Annotated in this window: 12 protein-coding genes; 3 read left to right on the plus strand and 9 right to left on the minus strand. The window is 71.0% G+C overall.

Annotated elements, in window-relative coordinates:
* Window positions 1-191 precede the first annotated feature (191 nt).
* From H4N58_RS12110 to H4N58_RS12120, 3 genes are all read right to left on the minus strand, one after another.
* Window positions 192-2444, minus strand: coding sequence for a catalase (locus tag H4N58_RS12110; protein ID WP_167250521.1), 2253 nt, complete (start codon window positions 2442-2444; stop codon window positions 192-194).
* A gap of 109 nt (window positions 2445-2553) precedes the next feature.
* On the minus strand, window positions 2554-2748 hold the full coding sequence (locus H4N58_RS12115) for a DUF3046 domain-containing protein (RefSeq protein ID WP_167003392.1): 195 nt from the start codon (window positions 2746-2748) through the stop codon (window positions 2554-2556).
* Window positions 2745-4922 (minus strand): MMPL family transporter, encoded by a 2178-nt coding sequence (locus tag H4N58_RS12120; RefSeq protein WP_167250519.1) that lies wholly within the window; start codon window positions 4920-4922, stop codon window positions 2745-2747. Before H4N58_RS12120 ends, H4N58_RS12115 begins: the two co-directional genes overlap by 4 nt.
* Before the next feature lie 90 nt (window positions 4923-5012).
* Between H4N58_RS12120 and H4N58_RS12125 the strand changes: the two genes are divergently transcribed.
* Entirely contained in the window at window positions 5013-5834 is an 822-nt protein-coding gene (locus tag H4N58_RS12125) for a TetR/AcrR family transcriptional regulator (protein ID WP_167250517.1), read from the plus strand.
* 12 nt (window positions 5835-5846) lie between these two features.
* Here H4N58_RS12125 and H4N58_RS12130 read toward each other — a convergent pair whose 3' ends face one another.
* The 3 genes from H4N58_RS12130 to H4N58_RS12140 are packed head-to-tail and all read right to left on the minus strand — an operon-like array spanning window position 5847 to window position 8400.
* Complete coding sequence (locus H4N58_RS12130) at window positions 5847-6659, minus strand: ABC transporter permease (RefSeq protein WP_167250515.1); 813 nt, start codon at window positions 6657-6659, stop codon at window positions 5847-5849.
* On the minus strand, window positions 6659-7489 hold the full coding sequence (locus tag H4N58_RS12135) for an ABC transporter permease (protein WP_167250513.1): 831 nt from the start codon (window positions 7487-7489) through the stop codon (window positions 6659-6661). The genes H4N58_RS12130 and H4N58_RS12135 overlap by 1 nt, the downstream gene beginning before the upstream one ends.
* A complete protein-coding gene (locus H4N58_RS12140; RefSeq protein ID WP_167250782.1) occupies window positions 7486-8400 on the minus strand; it encodes an ABC transporter ATP-binding protein in 915 nt (304 codons plus the stop codon). The genes H4N58_RS12135 and H4N58_RS12140 overlap by 4 nt, the downstream gene beginning before the upstream one ends.
* Before the next feature lie 200 nt (window positions 8401-8600).
* Between H4N58_RS12140 and H4N58_RS12145 the strand changes: the two genes are divergently transcribed.
* Window positions 8601-13223, plus strand: coding sequence for an ATP-dependent helicase (locus H4N58_RS12145; protein WP_370465471.1), 4623 nt, complete (start codon window positions 8601-8603; stop codon window positions 13221-13223).
* A gap of 3 nt (window positions 13224-13226) precedes the next feature.
* On the plus strand, window positions 13227-14048 hold the full coding sequence (locus tag H4N58_RS12150) for an Fpg/Nei family DNA glycosylase (protein ID WP_167250509.1): 822 nt from the start codon (window positions 13227-13229) through the stop codon (window positions 14046-14048).
* 249 nt (window positions 14049-14297) lie between these two features.
* Here the strand turns inward: H4N58_RS12150 and H4N58_RS12155 are convergent, their stop codons facing one another.
* From H4N58_RS12155 to pgsA, 3 genes are all read right to left on the minus strand, one after another.
* Entirely contained in the window at window positions 14298-14594 is a 297-nt protein-coding gene (locus H4N58_RS12155) for a helix-turn-helix domain-containing protein (RefSeq protein WP_167003406.1), read from the minus strand.
* 99 nt (window positions 14595-14693) lie between these two features.
* Window positions 14694-15191 (minus strand): CinA family protein, encoded by a 498-nt coding sequence (locus H4N58_RS12160; RefSeq protein ID WP_167003408.1) that lies wholly within the window; start codon window positions 15189-15191, stop codon window positions 14694-14696.
* Window positions 15188-15820: a CDP-diacylglycerol--glycerol-3-phosphate 3-phosphatidyltransferase gene (gene pgsA, locus H4N58_RS12165; RefSeq protein ID WP_167003410.1), complete on the minus strand. Its 633-nt coding sequence runs from the start codon at window positions 15818-15820 to the stop codon at window positions 15188-15190. Before pgsA ends, H4N58_RS12160 begins: the two co-directional genes overlap by 4 nt.
* Window positions 15821-15846: the final 26 nt, after the last annotated feature.

Consider the following 15846-nt stretch of genomic DNA (forward strand, 5'->3'; position numbering starts at 1 on the left):
GTCCGCCGGTCATCTACGACGTTAGAGACCGGCACTGACACTCGTACGGCTCGTACGGGCGCCTGTGGATGCCGGGTCTCTGCGTCGACCTGTGGGACGACTCTAGTCCGAACACCTGTTCGATGCGACTACCGACACGCGCGTGTCGCGTGTCGGTAGTCGCGTCGATCCCCAGGGGGGCGGCTGAGCGCTCAGACTGCGGGCGCGAAGCGGTCCCACGCCCGGTGCAGCGCCATGGCCTCCTGGACACCGGCGAGCACCTCAGCCCCGTTCTCGCCTCGGACGATGCCGAGGCCGTCGGCTCCCAGGGCGTCCAGCACGGCCGCGCCGGCGCCCCACGCCCCGATGGCCTTGGCCTGTCGGAAGCACTCCTCTACCAGCAGCACCACGCGCGGGTCGATCGTGGTCGTCCCGGCCGTACCCGCCTTCTCGTCGCGCAGCGGCAGCGCGTCCGGCGCCGGAACCGGCGCGCCGGCGAGGAGAACGGCGTCGAACTCCACCGACCGCGCCGTCGCGAAGGTCCGCTGCACGGTGATCCCGTCGCCGACCGTCCCGCCGTGCGGAGCGATCACGAGCGGCATCATGCCGGCCTCGAAGATCGTCGTGCTGATCGCGTCGACGCCGGACAGGTCACCGTCCGGGTCGACAACGATGCCGACGATACGTCCGTCCGACGGCCACGTCTCGCCCACCTGCGAGAGCGCGGGGCTCGGCACGGGCTCGGCCAGCTCGATCGTCGGCGACGGTGCAGGCAGGCCCAGACCCGTGGCGACCTCGGCGCAGAGCACCGGGTCGATGTTCGCCAGGCACTCCAGCTGACGTTCCTTGATCGTCTGCTCGTAGCACTTGCCCAGCTCGAACGTGTAGGCGCGGATGATGTGCTCCTGCTCCACCGGCGTCATGCTCTTCCAGAAGAGCCGCACCTGGCTGAAGTGGTCGTCGTACGAGGCAGGCTGTGCCCGTACCTTCGTGCCTTCGGCCACGCGCACCGCGAGATGCTCGAAGGCCCCTTCGACGTCGGCGCCGGCATGGAACGGACAGCCACCATCGAGCGAGTTGGGCCGGTACGGCGCCACCCCCGCGTGCACGGCGTGCTGGTGGAAGCCGTCGCGGAGCATGTCGTTGACCTCGGTGTGCGGCCGGTTCACGGGGAGCTGGTTGAAGTTCGGCCCCCCGAGCCGCGTCAGCTGCGTGTCGACGTACGAGAACAGGCGCGCCTGCACCAGCGGATCATCCGTCGCGTCGATCCCGGGGACCAGGTGCCCGACGTGGAAGGCCACCTGCTCGGTCTCGGCGAAGAAGTTCGTCGGGTTCGCGGTGAGCACCATCAGGCCCACCGGCTGCACGGGAGCCAGCTCCTCGGGCACGATCTTCGTCGGGTCGAGAAGGTCGATGCCGTCGAACATCTGCTCTGGGTTGTCCGGGAAGACCTGCAGGCCCAACTCCCATGCGGGGAAGGCACCCGCCTCGATCGCGTCGTACAGGTCACGCCGGTGGAAGTCCGGGTCGACGCCGGCGGCGATCTGGGCCTCTTCCCAGGTCAGCGAGTGCACGCCGAGCCGCGGCTTCCAGTGGAACTTCACCAGCGAGGTCTCCCCAGCGGCGTTCTCCACGCGGAAGGTGTGAACGCCGAACCCCTCCATCATCCGGTAGGAGCGCGGGATGCCGCGGTCGGACATGTTCCACATCGTGTGGTGCTGCGCCTCGGTGTGCAGCGAGACGAAGTCCCAGAAGGTGTCGTGGGCGCTCTGCGCCTGCGGGATCTCCCGGTCCGGGTGGGGCTTGCCGGCGTGGATGACGTCGGGGAACTTGATGCCGTCCTGGATGAAGAACACCGGGATGTTGTTGCCGACGAGGTCGAAGTTGCCCTCGTCGGTGTAGAACTTCGTCGCGAAGCCGCGCGTGTCGCGGACCGTGTCCGCCGAGCCGCGGGAGCCCAGCACGGTCGAGAAGCGCACGAACGTCGGCGTCTCCACGCCTTCGCGCAGGAACGTCGCCCTGCAGACGGCGTCGGCGGTGCCGTAGCCCACGAACACGCCGTGCGCCCCGGCGCCTCGGGCGTGCACCACCCGCTCGGGGATGCGCTCGTGGTCGAAGTGGGTGATCTTCTCGCGCAGGTGGTGGTCCTGAAGCAGTGTCGGGCCCCGCTCACCTGCCTTGAGGGAGTGGTCGGTGTCGCGTAGGCGAACCCCTGCCGACGTCGTCAGGAAGGTCTCCTGCTGCGCCCGGGCGGTCAGCGGCGCACCAGTCTCCACGCCGGTGGCGGTACGGGTCGCGGGCGCGGACTGGTCGGGCTTCGGCGGCAGCGGCTCACGCGGTTCCGTCGGCTCGGCGAGACTCGGCGGCTCCACACCCGGAGCGCCCGGGATCGCACGCTCTGCATCTCCGGTGAGGCCGTGGACGACCCGATCGAAGGTCTCTTTGGCCAGCTGTTTGAGATCCATCGTCTCTCCTCGTTGATCGGAACGGCTTACCGGTCGTACGAGGGGCCGGTACCCGCGCGGGGTCCCTGCACACCACCGACCGCCGGCGATCTCCGATCTCGAGGCGACGTCAGCGCTCGGCCGGCGGCAGCTGCAACGCCGCCCAGACGGCACGCCAGACCGTCTTGGGGGCGACCCCGGCGTCGAGCGCCTCGGTGACGGTCCGCCCGCCGAGCTCGGCCAGCACCTGGTGGTCGGCCCACACCGGGGCGTACCCGCCACCGAGGTGCTTTTCCATGCGCTCCCAGAGCTCGCTGTGCCTCACTCGGCCAGTATGCGGGTGCGCTCCTTGCCGACCCCGCCGGCCGCCGGCTCCGCGCCGCCCTCGCGCAGGCCGTACCGCTCCCACCACCGGCGCAGCGGGCCCGGCGCCCACCAGTTCGCGCGGCCGAGGAGCTTCATCGTCGCGGGCACCATGACGAGCCGGACGAGCGTGGCGTCGATCAGCAGCGCCACGAGCATCCCGACGCCGATCATCTTCATGAACACGATCCCCGACGTCGCGAACGCGCCGATCACGACCGCGAGCAGCAGCGCCGCGCTGGTGATGATCCGACCGGTCTTCTGGACGCCCGTCGCGACCGCGACCTCGTTGTCACCGGTGACGTCCCACTGCTCGCGGATCCGCGACAGCAGGAACACCTCGTAGTCCATCGACAACCCGAACAGGATCGCGAACATCAAGATCGGCTGCGTCCCGTCGAGGTAGCCCGACGACGTGTAGCCGAGCAGTCCCTCAAGGTTGCCGTCGGCGAAGATCCACGTCACCACCCCGAACGCCGCCGTGATCGACACGATGTTGACCAAGACGGCCTTGATCGGGAGCACCACCGATCCGAACGCGACGAACAGCAGCACCAGCATCGCCGCCACGATCAGCCCGATCATCAGCGGGAGCCGGTCACCGATCTCGTCGAGCATGTCGACCGTCTGCGCCGTCGTGCCACCCACGTACGCGTCCGCGGGCGCGTCGACCGCACGCAGATCTCGTACGAGGTCCTGGGACGACTGGCTCTGCGAGGTGCCAGACCATGTGACGTCGACGAGTGTGCCGCCGTCGGCGGCGGCGACCGTACGTGCGTCTGCCACGCCGTCCACGGTGCGCAGGTCGGTGACGTACGACGCCACGTCGGCCCGGTCGTCGGTGGCGAGGAACACCTGCGCGTCGCTCGTCGGTCCGCCGAAGCCGTCCTCGAGCCTCTCCGTGGCGATCCGCGACGGTGCGTCCGCCGGCAGCGCCCGGTGATCGACGCTCCCCCACGACGCCGACAGGAACGGGCTCGCGAGCAGCAAGAGGAAGGCGGTGACCAGCGCGAGGCTCACGATCGGCCTGCGCATGACCGTGCGGGCGAAGCGCGCCCAGCCCTGGGACGGACGCCGCGCCCGACGTCGCCACGGCATCGCGCCGGCCTCGATGCGCCTGCCGAGCAGCGCGAGCGTCGCCGGGAGCAGCGTCAACGCCGCGGCCATCGCGACGACCACGGCGGCCACCCCGCCGTACGCCATCGAGCGCAGGAACGTCTGCGGGAAGACCAGCAGCGCGGACATCGCCGTGGCGACGGTCAGTCCGGAGAAGAGGACCGTACGGCCAGCGGTACGCATCGTCGCGCCGACGGCGTCATGCACCTGCGCGCGGTCGGAGGAGTCGCGTACGGCCAGCTCGTCGCGGAACCGGCTCACCACGAACAGCGCGTAGTCGATCGCGAGCCCCAGTCCGAGCAGCGTGATGATGTTGATCGCGAAGACCGACACGTCGGTGACGGTGGTCAGCAGCCGCACGACTGCGAGGGCACCGAGCACCGCGACGGCCCCGATGCCGACCGGCATGAGTGCGGCCACGACCGACCCGAAGACGATCAGGCTGAGCACGAGCACGAGCGGCATCGACAGCATCTCGGCGCGGGCGATGTCTTCGGAGACGATCGTGTTGACGTCGTCGAAGACCGCCCACTGACCCGCGACCGCGAGGTCGAGCGTCCCGTCGTCGACGGCGTCGCCGTCGAGCGCGGGCCGGACCTCGTCGTACGCCTCGAGCAGCGCGTCCTGGTCCTCGCCGGTCAGGGTGATCAGGACACTCGTCGCGTGCCGGTCGCCCGAGACCAGCGACTCGGTCCCCGGCGGGCCGTACGCGACGACCTCTTCGACGGCCTCGGCGGGCAGCCCCGCGACGACGTCGGCGACCGCCTCGCGGAACGGTGCCGCGTCGACCGTCATGTCCTTGCTCTCGTAGACCGCGACGACGTCGGCACCGTGGCGCCCGACGGTCTCGTCGATCAGCTCGGAGGCGCGGTACGACTCGCTACCGGGATCGTCGAACCCACCGTCGCTGAGAGTGCCGAACACCCCTGTGCCGTACGCCCCCGCGGCCACGACCACCAGCAGTCCCAGGCCGAGCACCCATCCCGCTCGTCGTGCGACGAAGCGTCCCCACCGTTCCATCGGAATCCCCCGTCATCTTCACCACATAGTGAATGGCGTTCACTCTTGTTAACAGCGTTCACCGCTAACACTGTTTACTATGCTGAGCGGATGGACGCGATGTCAAGGGGTCGGCCCACACGCCGCGACCAGCAGCGCCAGGCGACCCTCGACGAGATCGTGCGCACAGCACGCGCGCTCCTCGTCGAGACGCACGAGATCTCGTTGCGCGCGGTGGCGCAGACGATGGGGATGACCGCGCCGGCGCTCTACCGCTACGTGAGCAGCCTCGAGGACCTCACGTTGCGCGTCGCCGCGCAGGTGTACGACGACCTGCTCGCCACGCTCGAGGCGACCGCCGCCCCGTACGAGGGCGACCCGGCGGCCCAGGTCGTCGCCGCCTCTACCGCGTTCCGGCAGTGGTCGCTGCAGAACCCTCAGGAGTTCGGGCTGACCTTCGCGAATCCGATCACGAGCGGCGCCAAGTCCGTCGACCTCGGCGCGGACCTGCTCGGAGGCCCCGTCGAGCCGCCGTCCGGCGCCACGGTGGTCGGAGCGGAGTGCACGGCGGCGGCGCATCGCTTCGGCAACTTCTTCGGGCGGCTCGTCGTCGAGATCTGGGAGCGCCAGGGCTATCCGGCGACCGGCCCGGTCCCCGCTCCCGCCGAGGAGAGCTTCACGACGTCGCTGACGTCGAAGCTCAATACCGACGTCCCCACCGAAGCGACGTGGGCCTTCGTCCGCGCGTGGTCTCGCCTGTACGGGACAACGGCGTTGGAGGTGTTCGGGCACATCGACAAGGAGGTCGTCGCCACCGGCGCGCTCTACCGCGACATGATGAACGACTGCGCCGAGATCCTCGGCCTGCAGGCGCGGCGTACCGACCTCCAGCGTGTCGTCAGCGAGGTGCTCGAAGCCGAGCCCGCACCCTGAGCCCCAGGCGGCTCAGCGCAGGATCAGCGTGCCCACCCGCTGCGAGGCGACACGCAGCCCGAGCGTGCCGAAGACGAGGAAGTACACGACCGGCAGCCATAACCCCGGCGTTACGTGCCCGGTCGTGAGCGAACGGATGAGGTCCACCGCCTGGTAGAGCGGCGTCACCTGAACCACCTGCTGAAGCCACCCCGGATACGCCGACAGCGGGTAGAACGTCGCCGACAGCAAGAACATCGGCATCACCGCCACCTGGATCAGCTCGAAGTCCTGCCACGAGCGCATGTACGTGGACAGCGCCATGCCGCAGGCGGCGAACGCAAACGCGACCAGCAGCGCTGCCGGCAGGGCCAGCAGGGCCCACCACGACTCGGTCAGCCCCATCACCGCCATGATCACGACGAACGCCGCGGAGTAGCCGGCCCCGCGAAGCGTCGCCCAGGTCACCTCACCCACCGCGACGTCCACCGGCCGCATCGGCGTCGCGAGCACGGCGTCGTACAGGTGCTCGTACTTGAGTCGGAAGAAGACCCCGAACGTCGCGTCGAACAGCGCCCCGTTCATCGCCTGCGTCGCGAGCATCGCCGGCGCGACGAAGACCGTGTAGGGGACCTCCTGGCCGTTGTCGAGGGTCACGTCCCCGACCAGCGCCGCGACGCCGACCCCGATGGACAGCAGATAGATCAGCGGCTCCAGGAACCCCGACGCGAACACCAGCGGCGCCCGTCGGTAGACCAGGATGTTGCGGCCGACCAACCGGCCCGAACCGGTCCGCCGCTGCGCCTCGCGGCGTTGCGCCTCGGTCGGCACCGTCGTCGTGCTCATCACTGGCTCCCTAGACGTCGTCCGAACGCCCGTCGCGCCCACCACCAGCCGGCGAGACCGACGACCACGAGGTACGCGACGTACACGAGAGCCATCGGCGTCAGCGTGTCGGTGCTGCACATCCGCGCGAGCTCCACGCCGTGCCACGCAGGGAGGACGTGAGCGATCACCTGAACGACCTCCGGCAGCTGGTCGATCGGAAAGAACGCGCCGGAGAACATCGTCATCGGTATCACGCCGAGCCGGAACATCAGCGTCAGCGCGCTGTCGGAGCCGGTCCAGGCCGCGTACCCGATGAAGACCGCCCCGTGCGCCGCACCGACGAGCGTGCCTGCCAGGACGAGCAGCAACGCGCCGCCGACCGACGCGAGCGTGCCGAAGAGGCCGAGCACGATCGTCAGGGCGACCGTCGCCGTGGCCACGCGGAACGTCACGTACGCCGTCACGCCGTTGACGACGTCGACCGCGCCGAGCGGCGTCGACGACATCGCGTACGCCATCTTGGTCCAGGTGAACATCGCATACACCGGGTAAAGCGCCTCCCCCGCCGCCGCCGTCAGCGCGGACGTCGCGAGGATGCCCGGCGCGATGAAGTCGAGGTAGTCGACCCCGCCGAGCGCCGCGTCGTCATTGACGAAGCTGCCGAGCCCCAGGCCGAACGACGCCAGCATGATCACCGGCAGGACCGCGTACGAGAAGATCGAGCCGCGCCAGGTACGGCGGAGCACGGTCAGGTAGTACGGGACCTGGCGGCGTACGGCGGCCCATCGACCGCCGTCGCCGCGCGGTCGGTCGTGCAGCACCTCCGAGATCGCCGGGGCAGTGCTCATGCGTCCAGCGCCCGTCCTGTCAGGCGGAGGAAGACGTCCTCCAGGGTCGAGCGCCGTACGAGGGTCGAACGGGGTTGCAGCCCTCGGTCCACGGCTGCCTCGGCGGCCTTCTCGCCGTCGGCGGTGTAGATCAGCACACGGTCGGGCAGCACCTCTACGCGCTCGCCGAGATCGGCGACCTGCTGGGCGGCGGCCTCATTCTCGCCGACGCCCATCCGCAGTTCGACGACCTCGCGCGTCGAGTAGCGCGCGATCAGCTCGTGCGGGGCGCCTTCGGCGACGATCTGGCCGTCGTCCATGACCACGAGCCGGTCGCACAGCTGCTCGGCCTCATCCATGTAGTGCGTCGTGAGCACCAGCGTCACGCCGGTCTGCTTGAGCCGGTAGAGCTGGTCCCAGACGACGTGGCGAGCCTGCGGGTCGAGCCCGGTCGTCGGCTCGTCGAGCAGCAGCATCTCGGGGTTGTTGACGAGCGAGCGCGCGATCGTGAGGCGCCGCTTCATGCCGCCGGAGAGGTCGTCGACCATCTGGTGGCGCTTGTCGGTGAGCTTGACGAACGCGAGCAGCTCGTCGGCCTTGGCCCGGGCGTACGACCGCGAGAACCCGAAGTAGCGCGTGTAGACGACGAGGTTCTCGTAGACGGTGAGGTCGGTGTCGAGCGAGTCCTCCTGCGGGCAGACGCCGATCCGGGCGCGGATCTCGGACCCGTCCGTCGCCGGGTCGCGTCCGAGGATGCGCAGCGTGCCTCCGCTGGTCGGCGAGACCGCCGCGATCATCCGCATCGTCGAGGACTTGCCGGCACCGTTCGGGCCGAGGAAGCCGAAGGCCTCGCCGCGCCCGACCACCACGTCGATGCCCTTGACCGCCTCGAAGTCCCCGTACGCCTTGCGCAGCCCGTGCGCCTCGATCATCGCCTCCGTCACCGTTCGACCTTAGGGATGTCTGCTGACAGTTGTCTTGTCGATATCGGCCCGCCCGGCGCCCCGTCCGCCCCACGATTTGACGCCTTGCCCACCGTTCGCGGGGCGCATTCGGTGGGCAACGCGTCAAATCGCGGGGCGGGCCACCTGAACGTGTCAGCCCCGCGAGGCAGGATGGACGGGTGCCCGATGTGCTCGACCGCTTCTCGCCCGCGACCGCGGCGTGGTTCCGCGGCGCGTTCCCGGCCCCGACCCCCGCACAGGCCGGCGCGTGGGACGCGATCGCCCAGGGCAGCAACGCCCTCGTGGTCGCGCCGACCGGATCCGGCAAGACGCTGTCGGCGTTCCTGTGGGCGCTCGACCAGCTCATCACCGGCCCGAAGTCCGACGAACCCAAGCAGCGCACGCGCGTCCTGTACGTCTCGCCGCTCAAGGCCCTCGCCGTCGACGTCGAACGCAACCTGCGCTCCCCCCTGGTCGGCATCACCCAGACCGCCAAGCGCCTCGCGGCCACCGGCGAGTCGGCCGCGCCTCGCGACGTCACGGTCGGCGTCCGCTCCGGAGACACGACGCCCGCCGAACGCCGTACGCTCTCGACCCGTCCTCCCGACATCCTCATCACGACGCCGGAGTCGCTGTTCCTCGTCCTCACCTCCGCCGCCCGCGAGACGCTGCGCGGTGTCCAGGCGGTGATCGTCGACGAGGTCCACGCGGTCGCCGGCACCAAGCGCGGCGCCCACCTCGCGCTCAGCCTCGAGCGCCTCGATGCGCTCCTCGACCGACCCGCGCAACGCATCGGCCTGTCGGCGACCGTACGCCCGCACACCGAGGTCGCGCGCTTCCTCGGCGGCGCCGCCCCGGTGCGCGTGGTCGCGCCGGAGTCGCAGAAGCGCTGGGACCTCTCGGTCGTCGTCCCCGTCGAAGACATGACCGCGCTCCCCACGCGTACGGGCACAGACGACGGCGACGACCCCGATCCCCGCGACCAGGCCTCGATCTGGCCCCACGTCGAGGAGCGGGTCGTCGACCTCGTCGAGCAGGCTCGCTCGTCGATCGTCTTCGCCAACTCGCGCCGACTCGCCGAGCGGCTGACCGCCCGCCTCAACGAGATCCACGCCGCGAGGCAGGGCGTCGACCCGGTACCGCGTACTCCCGCGCAGACAATGGCCCAAGCTGGTGCGTCGGTGACGGCGGCCAGCCCGGCGCCCACGGTCGCGCCGCCGATCTTGGCAGCCGCCCACCACGGGTCCGTCAGCAAGGAGCAGCGCGCCCTCATCGAGGACGATCTCAAGACCGGCCGTCTCCCGTGCGTGGTCGCGACCTCCAGCCTCGAGCTCGGCATCGACATGGGCGCGGTCGACCTCGTCGTCCAGGTCGAGTCGCCGCCGTCGGTCGCGAGCGGCCTGCAGCGCGTCGGGCGTGCCGGCCACCAGGTCGGCGAGGTCTCGCGCGGCGTCGTCTTCCCCAAGCACCGCAGCGACCTCCTCCAAGCCACGGTCACGATCGAGCGGATGGTCTCGGGAGCCATCGAGGAGCTGTCCGTCCCGACCAACCCGCTCGACGTCCTCGCCCAGCAGGTCGTGGCCGCGTGCGCGCTCGACGTGCTCGACGTGGACGAGCTCTACGAGACGGTCCGCCGTGCGGCCCCGTACGCGACACTCCCCCGCTCGGCGTACGACGCCACGCTCGACCTGCTCGCCGGCCGCTACCCGTCGGACGAGTTCGCCGAGCTGCGCCCGCGCATCGTGTGGGACCGCGTCGCCGGCACGCTCACCGGCCGCCCCGGCGCCCAGCGTCTCGCGGTGACCTCGGGCGGCACGATCCCCGATCGCGGGCTGTTCGGCGTCTACCTCGTCGGTGCCGAGTCCACCGCCCGTGGCAGTGCGCGCGTCGGCGAACTCGACGAGGAGATGGTGTACGAGTCGCGCGTCGGCGACGTGTTCGCCCTCGGCGCCACGAGCTGGCGCATCGAGGACATCACGCACGACCGAGTTCTGGTCTCCCCCGCGTATGGTCAGCCCGGGCGGCTCCCGTTCTGGCGCGGCGACAACCCCGGGCGGCCCATCGAGCTCGGCCGCGCGCTCGGCGCATTCACCCGCGCGATGGCGACCGGCGCCCGCGACCAGGCCCGGACACGCTGCGAGGCCGCGGGGCTCGACCGATACGCGATCGACAACCTGTTCGCCCTCGTCGACGAGCAGAAGCAGGCGACCGGACGCGTCCCCGACGACACGCTGCTGGTCGTCGAGCGGTTCCGCGACGAGCTCGGCGACTGGCGTCTGGTCCTGCACTCCCCGCTCGGCCTTGCGGTACACGCCCCGTGGGCGCTCGCGGTGGGGGCGCGCGTGCGCGAACGATACGGCCTCGACTCCGCGAGCATGGCCAGCGACGACGGCATCGTCGTACGCCTTCCCGAGACCGATGCCGAGCCGCCCGGCGGCGAGCTGTTCGCGTTCACGCCGGACGAGATCGAGGACCTGGTCACCGAGGAGGTCGGCGGCTCGGCACTGTTCGCCGCGCGGTTCCGCGAGTGCGCCGCGCGGGCGCTGCTGCTGCCCCGCCGTGATCCCGGACGCCGCAGCCCTCTCTGGCAGCAGCGCCAGCGTGCCGCCCAGCTGCTCGAGGTCGCGCGCCGCTACCCGACGTTCCCGATCGTGCTCGAGACCGTACGCGAGGTGCTGCAGGACGTGTACGACGTGCCGTCTCTCGTGCAGATGATGCGCGACCTCGAAAGCCGTCAGCTGCGCCTCGTCGACGTCGCGACTCAGGAGCCGTCGCCGTTCGCGAAGTCGCTGATGTTCGGCTACGTCGCCGCGTTCCTGTACGAGGGCGACAGCCCGCTGGCCGAGCGTCGTGCCGCGGCCCTCTCGCTCGACTCATCGCTGCTGTCGGAGCTGCTGGGCCGTGCCGAGCTGCGCGACCTGCTCGACGCCGAGGTGATCGCGCAGATCGAGGCCGAGCTCCAACGGCTCGTGCCGGACCGGCGCGCCCGTGGCGCCGAGGGGGTCGCCGACCTGCTCCGCGTCCTCGGGCCGATGACGTCCGAGGAGGTCGCTGAGCGCTGCACCGAGCCGTCCGAGGCATCGGCATGGCTGGTGTCGCTGGCCGAAGCGCGCCGCGTGATCCGGGTCGCGGCGCCGTCCAGCGTCGGCGAGGGCGCCCAGTGGTGGGTCGCCGTCGAGGATGCGGGGCGACTGCGCGACGCCCTCGGCACGCCTGTCCCGATGGGAGTGCCGAATGCTTTCGTCGAGCCCGTCGACGACCCGCTGGGCGACCTCGTGGCGCGCTATGCCCGTACGCACGGGCCGTTCGTCGCCGGCGACGTCGCCTCGCGGTTCGGCCTCGGAGTGGCCGTCGTGTCCGAGACGCTGCGCCGCCTCGCCGGCCACGGGCGCGTGACCGAGGGCGAGTTCACGCCCGGCGCCGGCGGATCGGAGTGGTGTGACGCGGAGGTCCTGCGGCGGCTGCGGCGGCGCTCGCTCGCGGCGCTGCGCAAGGAGGTCGAGCCGGTCTCTCCCGAGACGCTGGGCCGCTTCCTGCCCGCCTGGCAGCACGTCGGTGGGCGTCTGCGCGGCGTCGACGGGCTCGTGACCGCAATCGAGCAGCTCGCCGGATCGTCGGTCCCCGCGTCTGCGCTCGAGCCGCTGGTCCTGCGCTCACGCGTGCTCGACTACTCCCCCGCGATGCTCGACGAGCTCACCACGGCCGGCGAGGTCGTCTGGTCCGGGGTCGGCGCACTGCCCGGCAACGACGGTTGGATCTCGCTCCACCTCGCGGACACCGCGCCGCTCACGCTCGCCGCGCCGTCCGAGCTCGAGCTCAGCGCGCTCCAGGAAGCCGTGCTGGGGGTCGTCCAGACCGGGGGGGCCTACTTCTTCCGCCAGCTCGCCGACGCGGTCGCCGCGGGAGCATTGGGCTCCGGCACCGAGCCGGCTCGCGTCGACGACACCGAGCTCGCGGACGCGCTCTGGGACCTCGTCTGGGCCGGCTACCTCACCAACGACACCCTCGCGCCGCTGCGCACGCTGATCGGCGCCGGCCGTACGGCCCATCGCACCGCCCGAAGCGCTCCACGCATTCGCGGCCGCCGCTCACCGTCGTTCGCGCGACCGACGATGCCCTCCCGTACGGGCCCGCCGACCGCCGGCGGCCGCTGGGCGCTCATCCCCCGCCCCGAGGACAACCCGACCCTCCGCGCCCACGCGACAGCCGAGCAGCTCCTCGAGCGCCACGGGATCGTCACGCGCGGGACCGCCGTCAGCGAACGCGTGACGGGTGGGTTCGCCGCGGTCTACAAGGTGCTGAGCGGGTTCGAAGAGGCCGGGCGCGCGCGTCGCGGCTACTTCGTCGAAGGGCTCGGGGCGGCACAGTTCGCCACCGCCGGCGCCGTCGACCGCCTGCGCTCGTACGCCCGCGAACCCGGCCAGGACGCCGAGCGCCGCGCCGTGACGCTCGCTGCGACCGACCCCGCCAACCCGTACGGGGCCGCGCTCGGTTGGCCCGAGACCGGCGGCGGGCACCGGCCCGGGCGCAAGGCCGGAGCACTCGTGGTGCTCGTCGACGGAGCACTGTCGCTGTACGTCGAGCGCGGAGGCCGGACGCTGCTCACCTTCGATGACCTCGACGATCCGGAGGGCGCTGCTCGGCTGGAGCCCGCGATCGACGCGCTCGCGACCGCCGTACGCGACGGGGCGCTCGGACGCCTGACCGTCGAGAAGGCCGACGGCGAGGCGGTGCTCGGCACGGCCCTCGGCGACGCGCTTGCCCGCGCCGGATTCCACGCGACCCCCCGCGGCCTGCGGATCCGGGGCTGACGGGTGCCCGAGGGCGACGCCGTCTGGCGTACGGCACGCCGGCTCGACAAGGCGCTACGTGGCGCCACCCTCGTCCGCACCGACTTCCGCGTCCCCCAGCTCGCAACCCTCGACCTCGCCGACGAGGCGGTGCACGGCGTGACGAGCCGCGGCAAGCACCTCTTCGCCCGGATCGGCGACGTCTCGCTCCACACGCGGCTCGGCATGGACGGCTCGTGGCGGACGTACGACGCTGGTGCCCGTTGGTCTCGACCGGCGCACGAGGCGCGGGTGGTGCTCGCGACCGAGCGTGTCCAGGCCGTCGGCTTCCTGCTGCCGACGGTCGAGCTGCTGTCGCTCGAGCAGGCCGACGCGGTCCGCGCGCGACTCGGCCCCGATCTGCTCGATCCGGAGTTCGACGCCGCCGAGGCGCTGCGTCGGGTGGTCTCCGACCCGGGACGCAACCTCGGCGAGGCGCTGCTCGACCAGAGCAACCTCGCGGGTGTCGGCAACATCTTCCGCAACGAGATCCTGTATGTCCGCGGGCTCCACCCCGACACCACGGTCGGCGACGACCCCGACCTCGCCCGTACGGTCACGACGGCGCGGCGCATGCTCCTCGCGAACCGCGACTACCCCGCGATCGTCACCACGGGCATCGACCGGCGTGGTCAGCGCACGTGGGTGTACGGGCGGGGCGGCGAGCCGTGTCGCCGCTGCGGCACACGCATCGAGCGGCGCACCCCTGTCGTGACGCAGACCCACGGCGTCGAGGAGCGCGTCACGTACTGGTGCCCGCACTGCCAGCCCTCCCCCACCTCCGTCGTCGTCGCGTCCGCGTTGTGAAGGCAATCTGACCGAACTGACCGGCGGAAACGGTCAGGTTGCTTTCACAACGCGGACGCAGAGGGCGACAGCCGCACCATCAGCGGTCAGCCGAGAGCGACGAATTGACCAGGAGGTCCGGCGAGAGTAGCGGGCCGGCGTATGCGATACGTTCGACGGTCACCGTCGACGGACGCGAGGCGGGATCGGCGCACCGCGCAGTTGCCAAGGCTGACTGCGCAGAGGCCAGGTGCTCCGAGGCAGCCGAGCTCAGCGGACGCCGACGGAGTCGGACTCAGGCGCCAGCGCGATCGAGGCGTCGATCGTCGACTGCTCCTGGATCTCCATGAGCGCGCTCACGTCGCGCAGGACCTGCGACATCGGCACGTCGAGGGCGTCGCAGAGAGCGGCGAGGAGCTCGGAGCTGGGCTCCTTCTGGCCGCGCTCGACCTCGGAGATGTAGCCCAGGCTCACCCGAGCAGCAGCGGAGACGTCGCGCAGCGTCAGGCCCTTGGCCATCCGGCGAGCCCGCAGGACCTCGCCGATCAAACGTCGAAGCACCGTCATCTCACACCTCCGCTCTCAGACTTGGTACAACTCCTCGTCGAGCCGTGTTCTTCCCACCACTCTATGCGCTCCCGGTCGCACACCGGCAACGTGCTCACGTCAGCGGGCGTTTCGCCCCTCGCCGAGCACGGTGGCGAGCAGCGCCAGCGCGCCGTCGACGGACGCGCTCCGCACGGCGCCGCGGTCACCGTCGAGCGCCAGACCCAGGCTTCGCACTCCTCCCGGCCAGGCGACCGCGACGAACACGGTGCCTGCGGGTTTGCCCTCGGCCGGGCCCGGGCCGGCGACGCCAGTCGTCGCGAGCCCGTACGTGGCACCGAGGCGGTCACGCACACCCTGCGCCATCGCCTCGGCGACTCCCGGATCGACGGTGCCGCGCTCCTCGAGGAGCCGTCCATCCACACCCAACAGTGTGGCCTTGAGGTCTGCCGCGTACGCAACGACGGCCCCGCGCACGACGTCCGACGCCCCGGAGACATCCACCAGGCGTGCGCACAGCGCTCCCCCGGTCAGCGACTCTGCGAGCGCGAGCGACTCCGTACGCCGGCGGAGCTCGGCGATCAGCGCGGCAGGATCAGCACCAGCCGGCGCGGTCACGGGCGGCCGGCGACCTGCTCGGGAGCGTCCTTCGCCTTGGACTCGCGCACCATGCGTACGGCCTGAGCGATGTAGTCGAAACCGGTCACGATCGTCACCGCCACGGCCGCACCCATCGTCAGGTAGGCGAACCACATCATCCAGTCGGGCAGCAGCGCCTCGATCGGGAAGACGTACGCGGCGAGCGCGACGGCCTGAAGGACGGTCTTGAGCTTGCCACCGCGTGAGGCGGGCATGACGCCATACCGGATGACGCCGAAGCGCATCACGGTGATGCCCCACTCGCGGACGAGGACGAGGATCGTGACCCACCACGGCAGAGCGCCGATGATCGAGAGCCCGACGAACGCCATGCCCGTGAGCGCCTTGTCAGCGATCGGGTCGGCGATCTTGCCGAAGTCGGTGATGAGGCCGCGGCTGCGTGCGAGGTTGCCGTCGATGCGGTCGGTGGCCATCGCGACAACGAAGACCGCAAAGGCCGCCAGACGAAGACCGGTGTCGTCTCCTCCGTCGATGAGGAGGAGCCACCCGAACAACGGCACGAACGCGATCCGTAGGACGGTCAACGCGTTCGCGATGTTGTAGTTGCTCGGCGCCTGCGTGGCAGCGGGCGTCGATGAGTCGTTCATCTCTCTCCTCGGGCTGGGACGGGGGT

It is taken from the genome of Mumia sp. ZJ1417, assembly GCF_014127285.1.
Taxonomy (GTDB): Bacteria; Actinomycetota; Actinomycetes; order Propionibacteriales; family Nocardioidaceae; genus Mumia.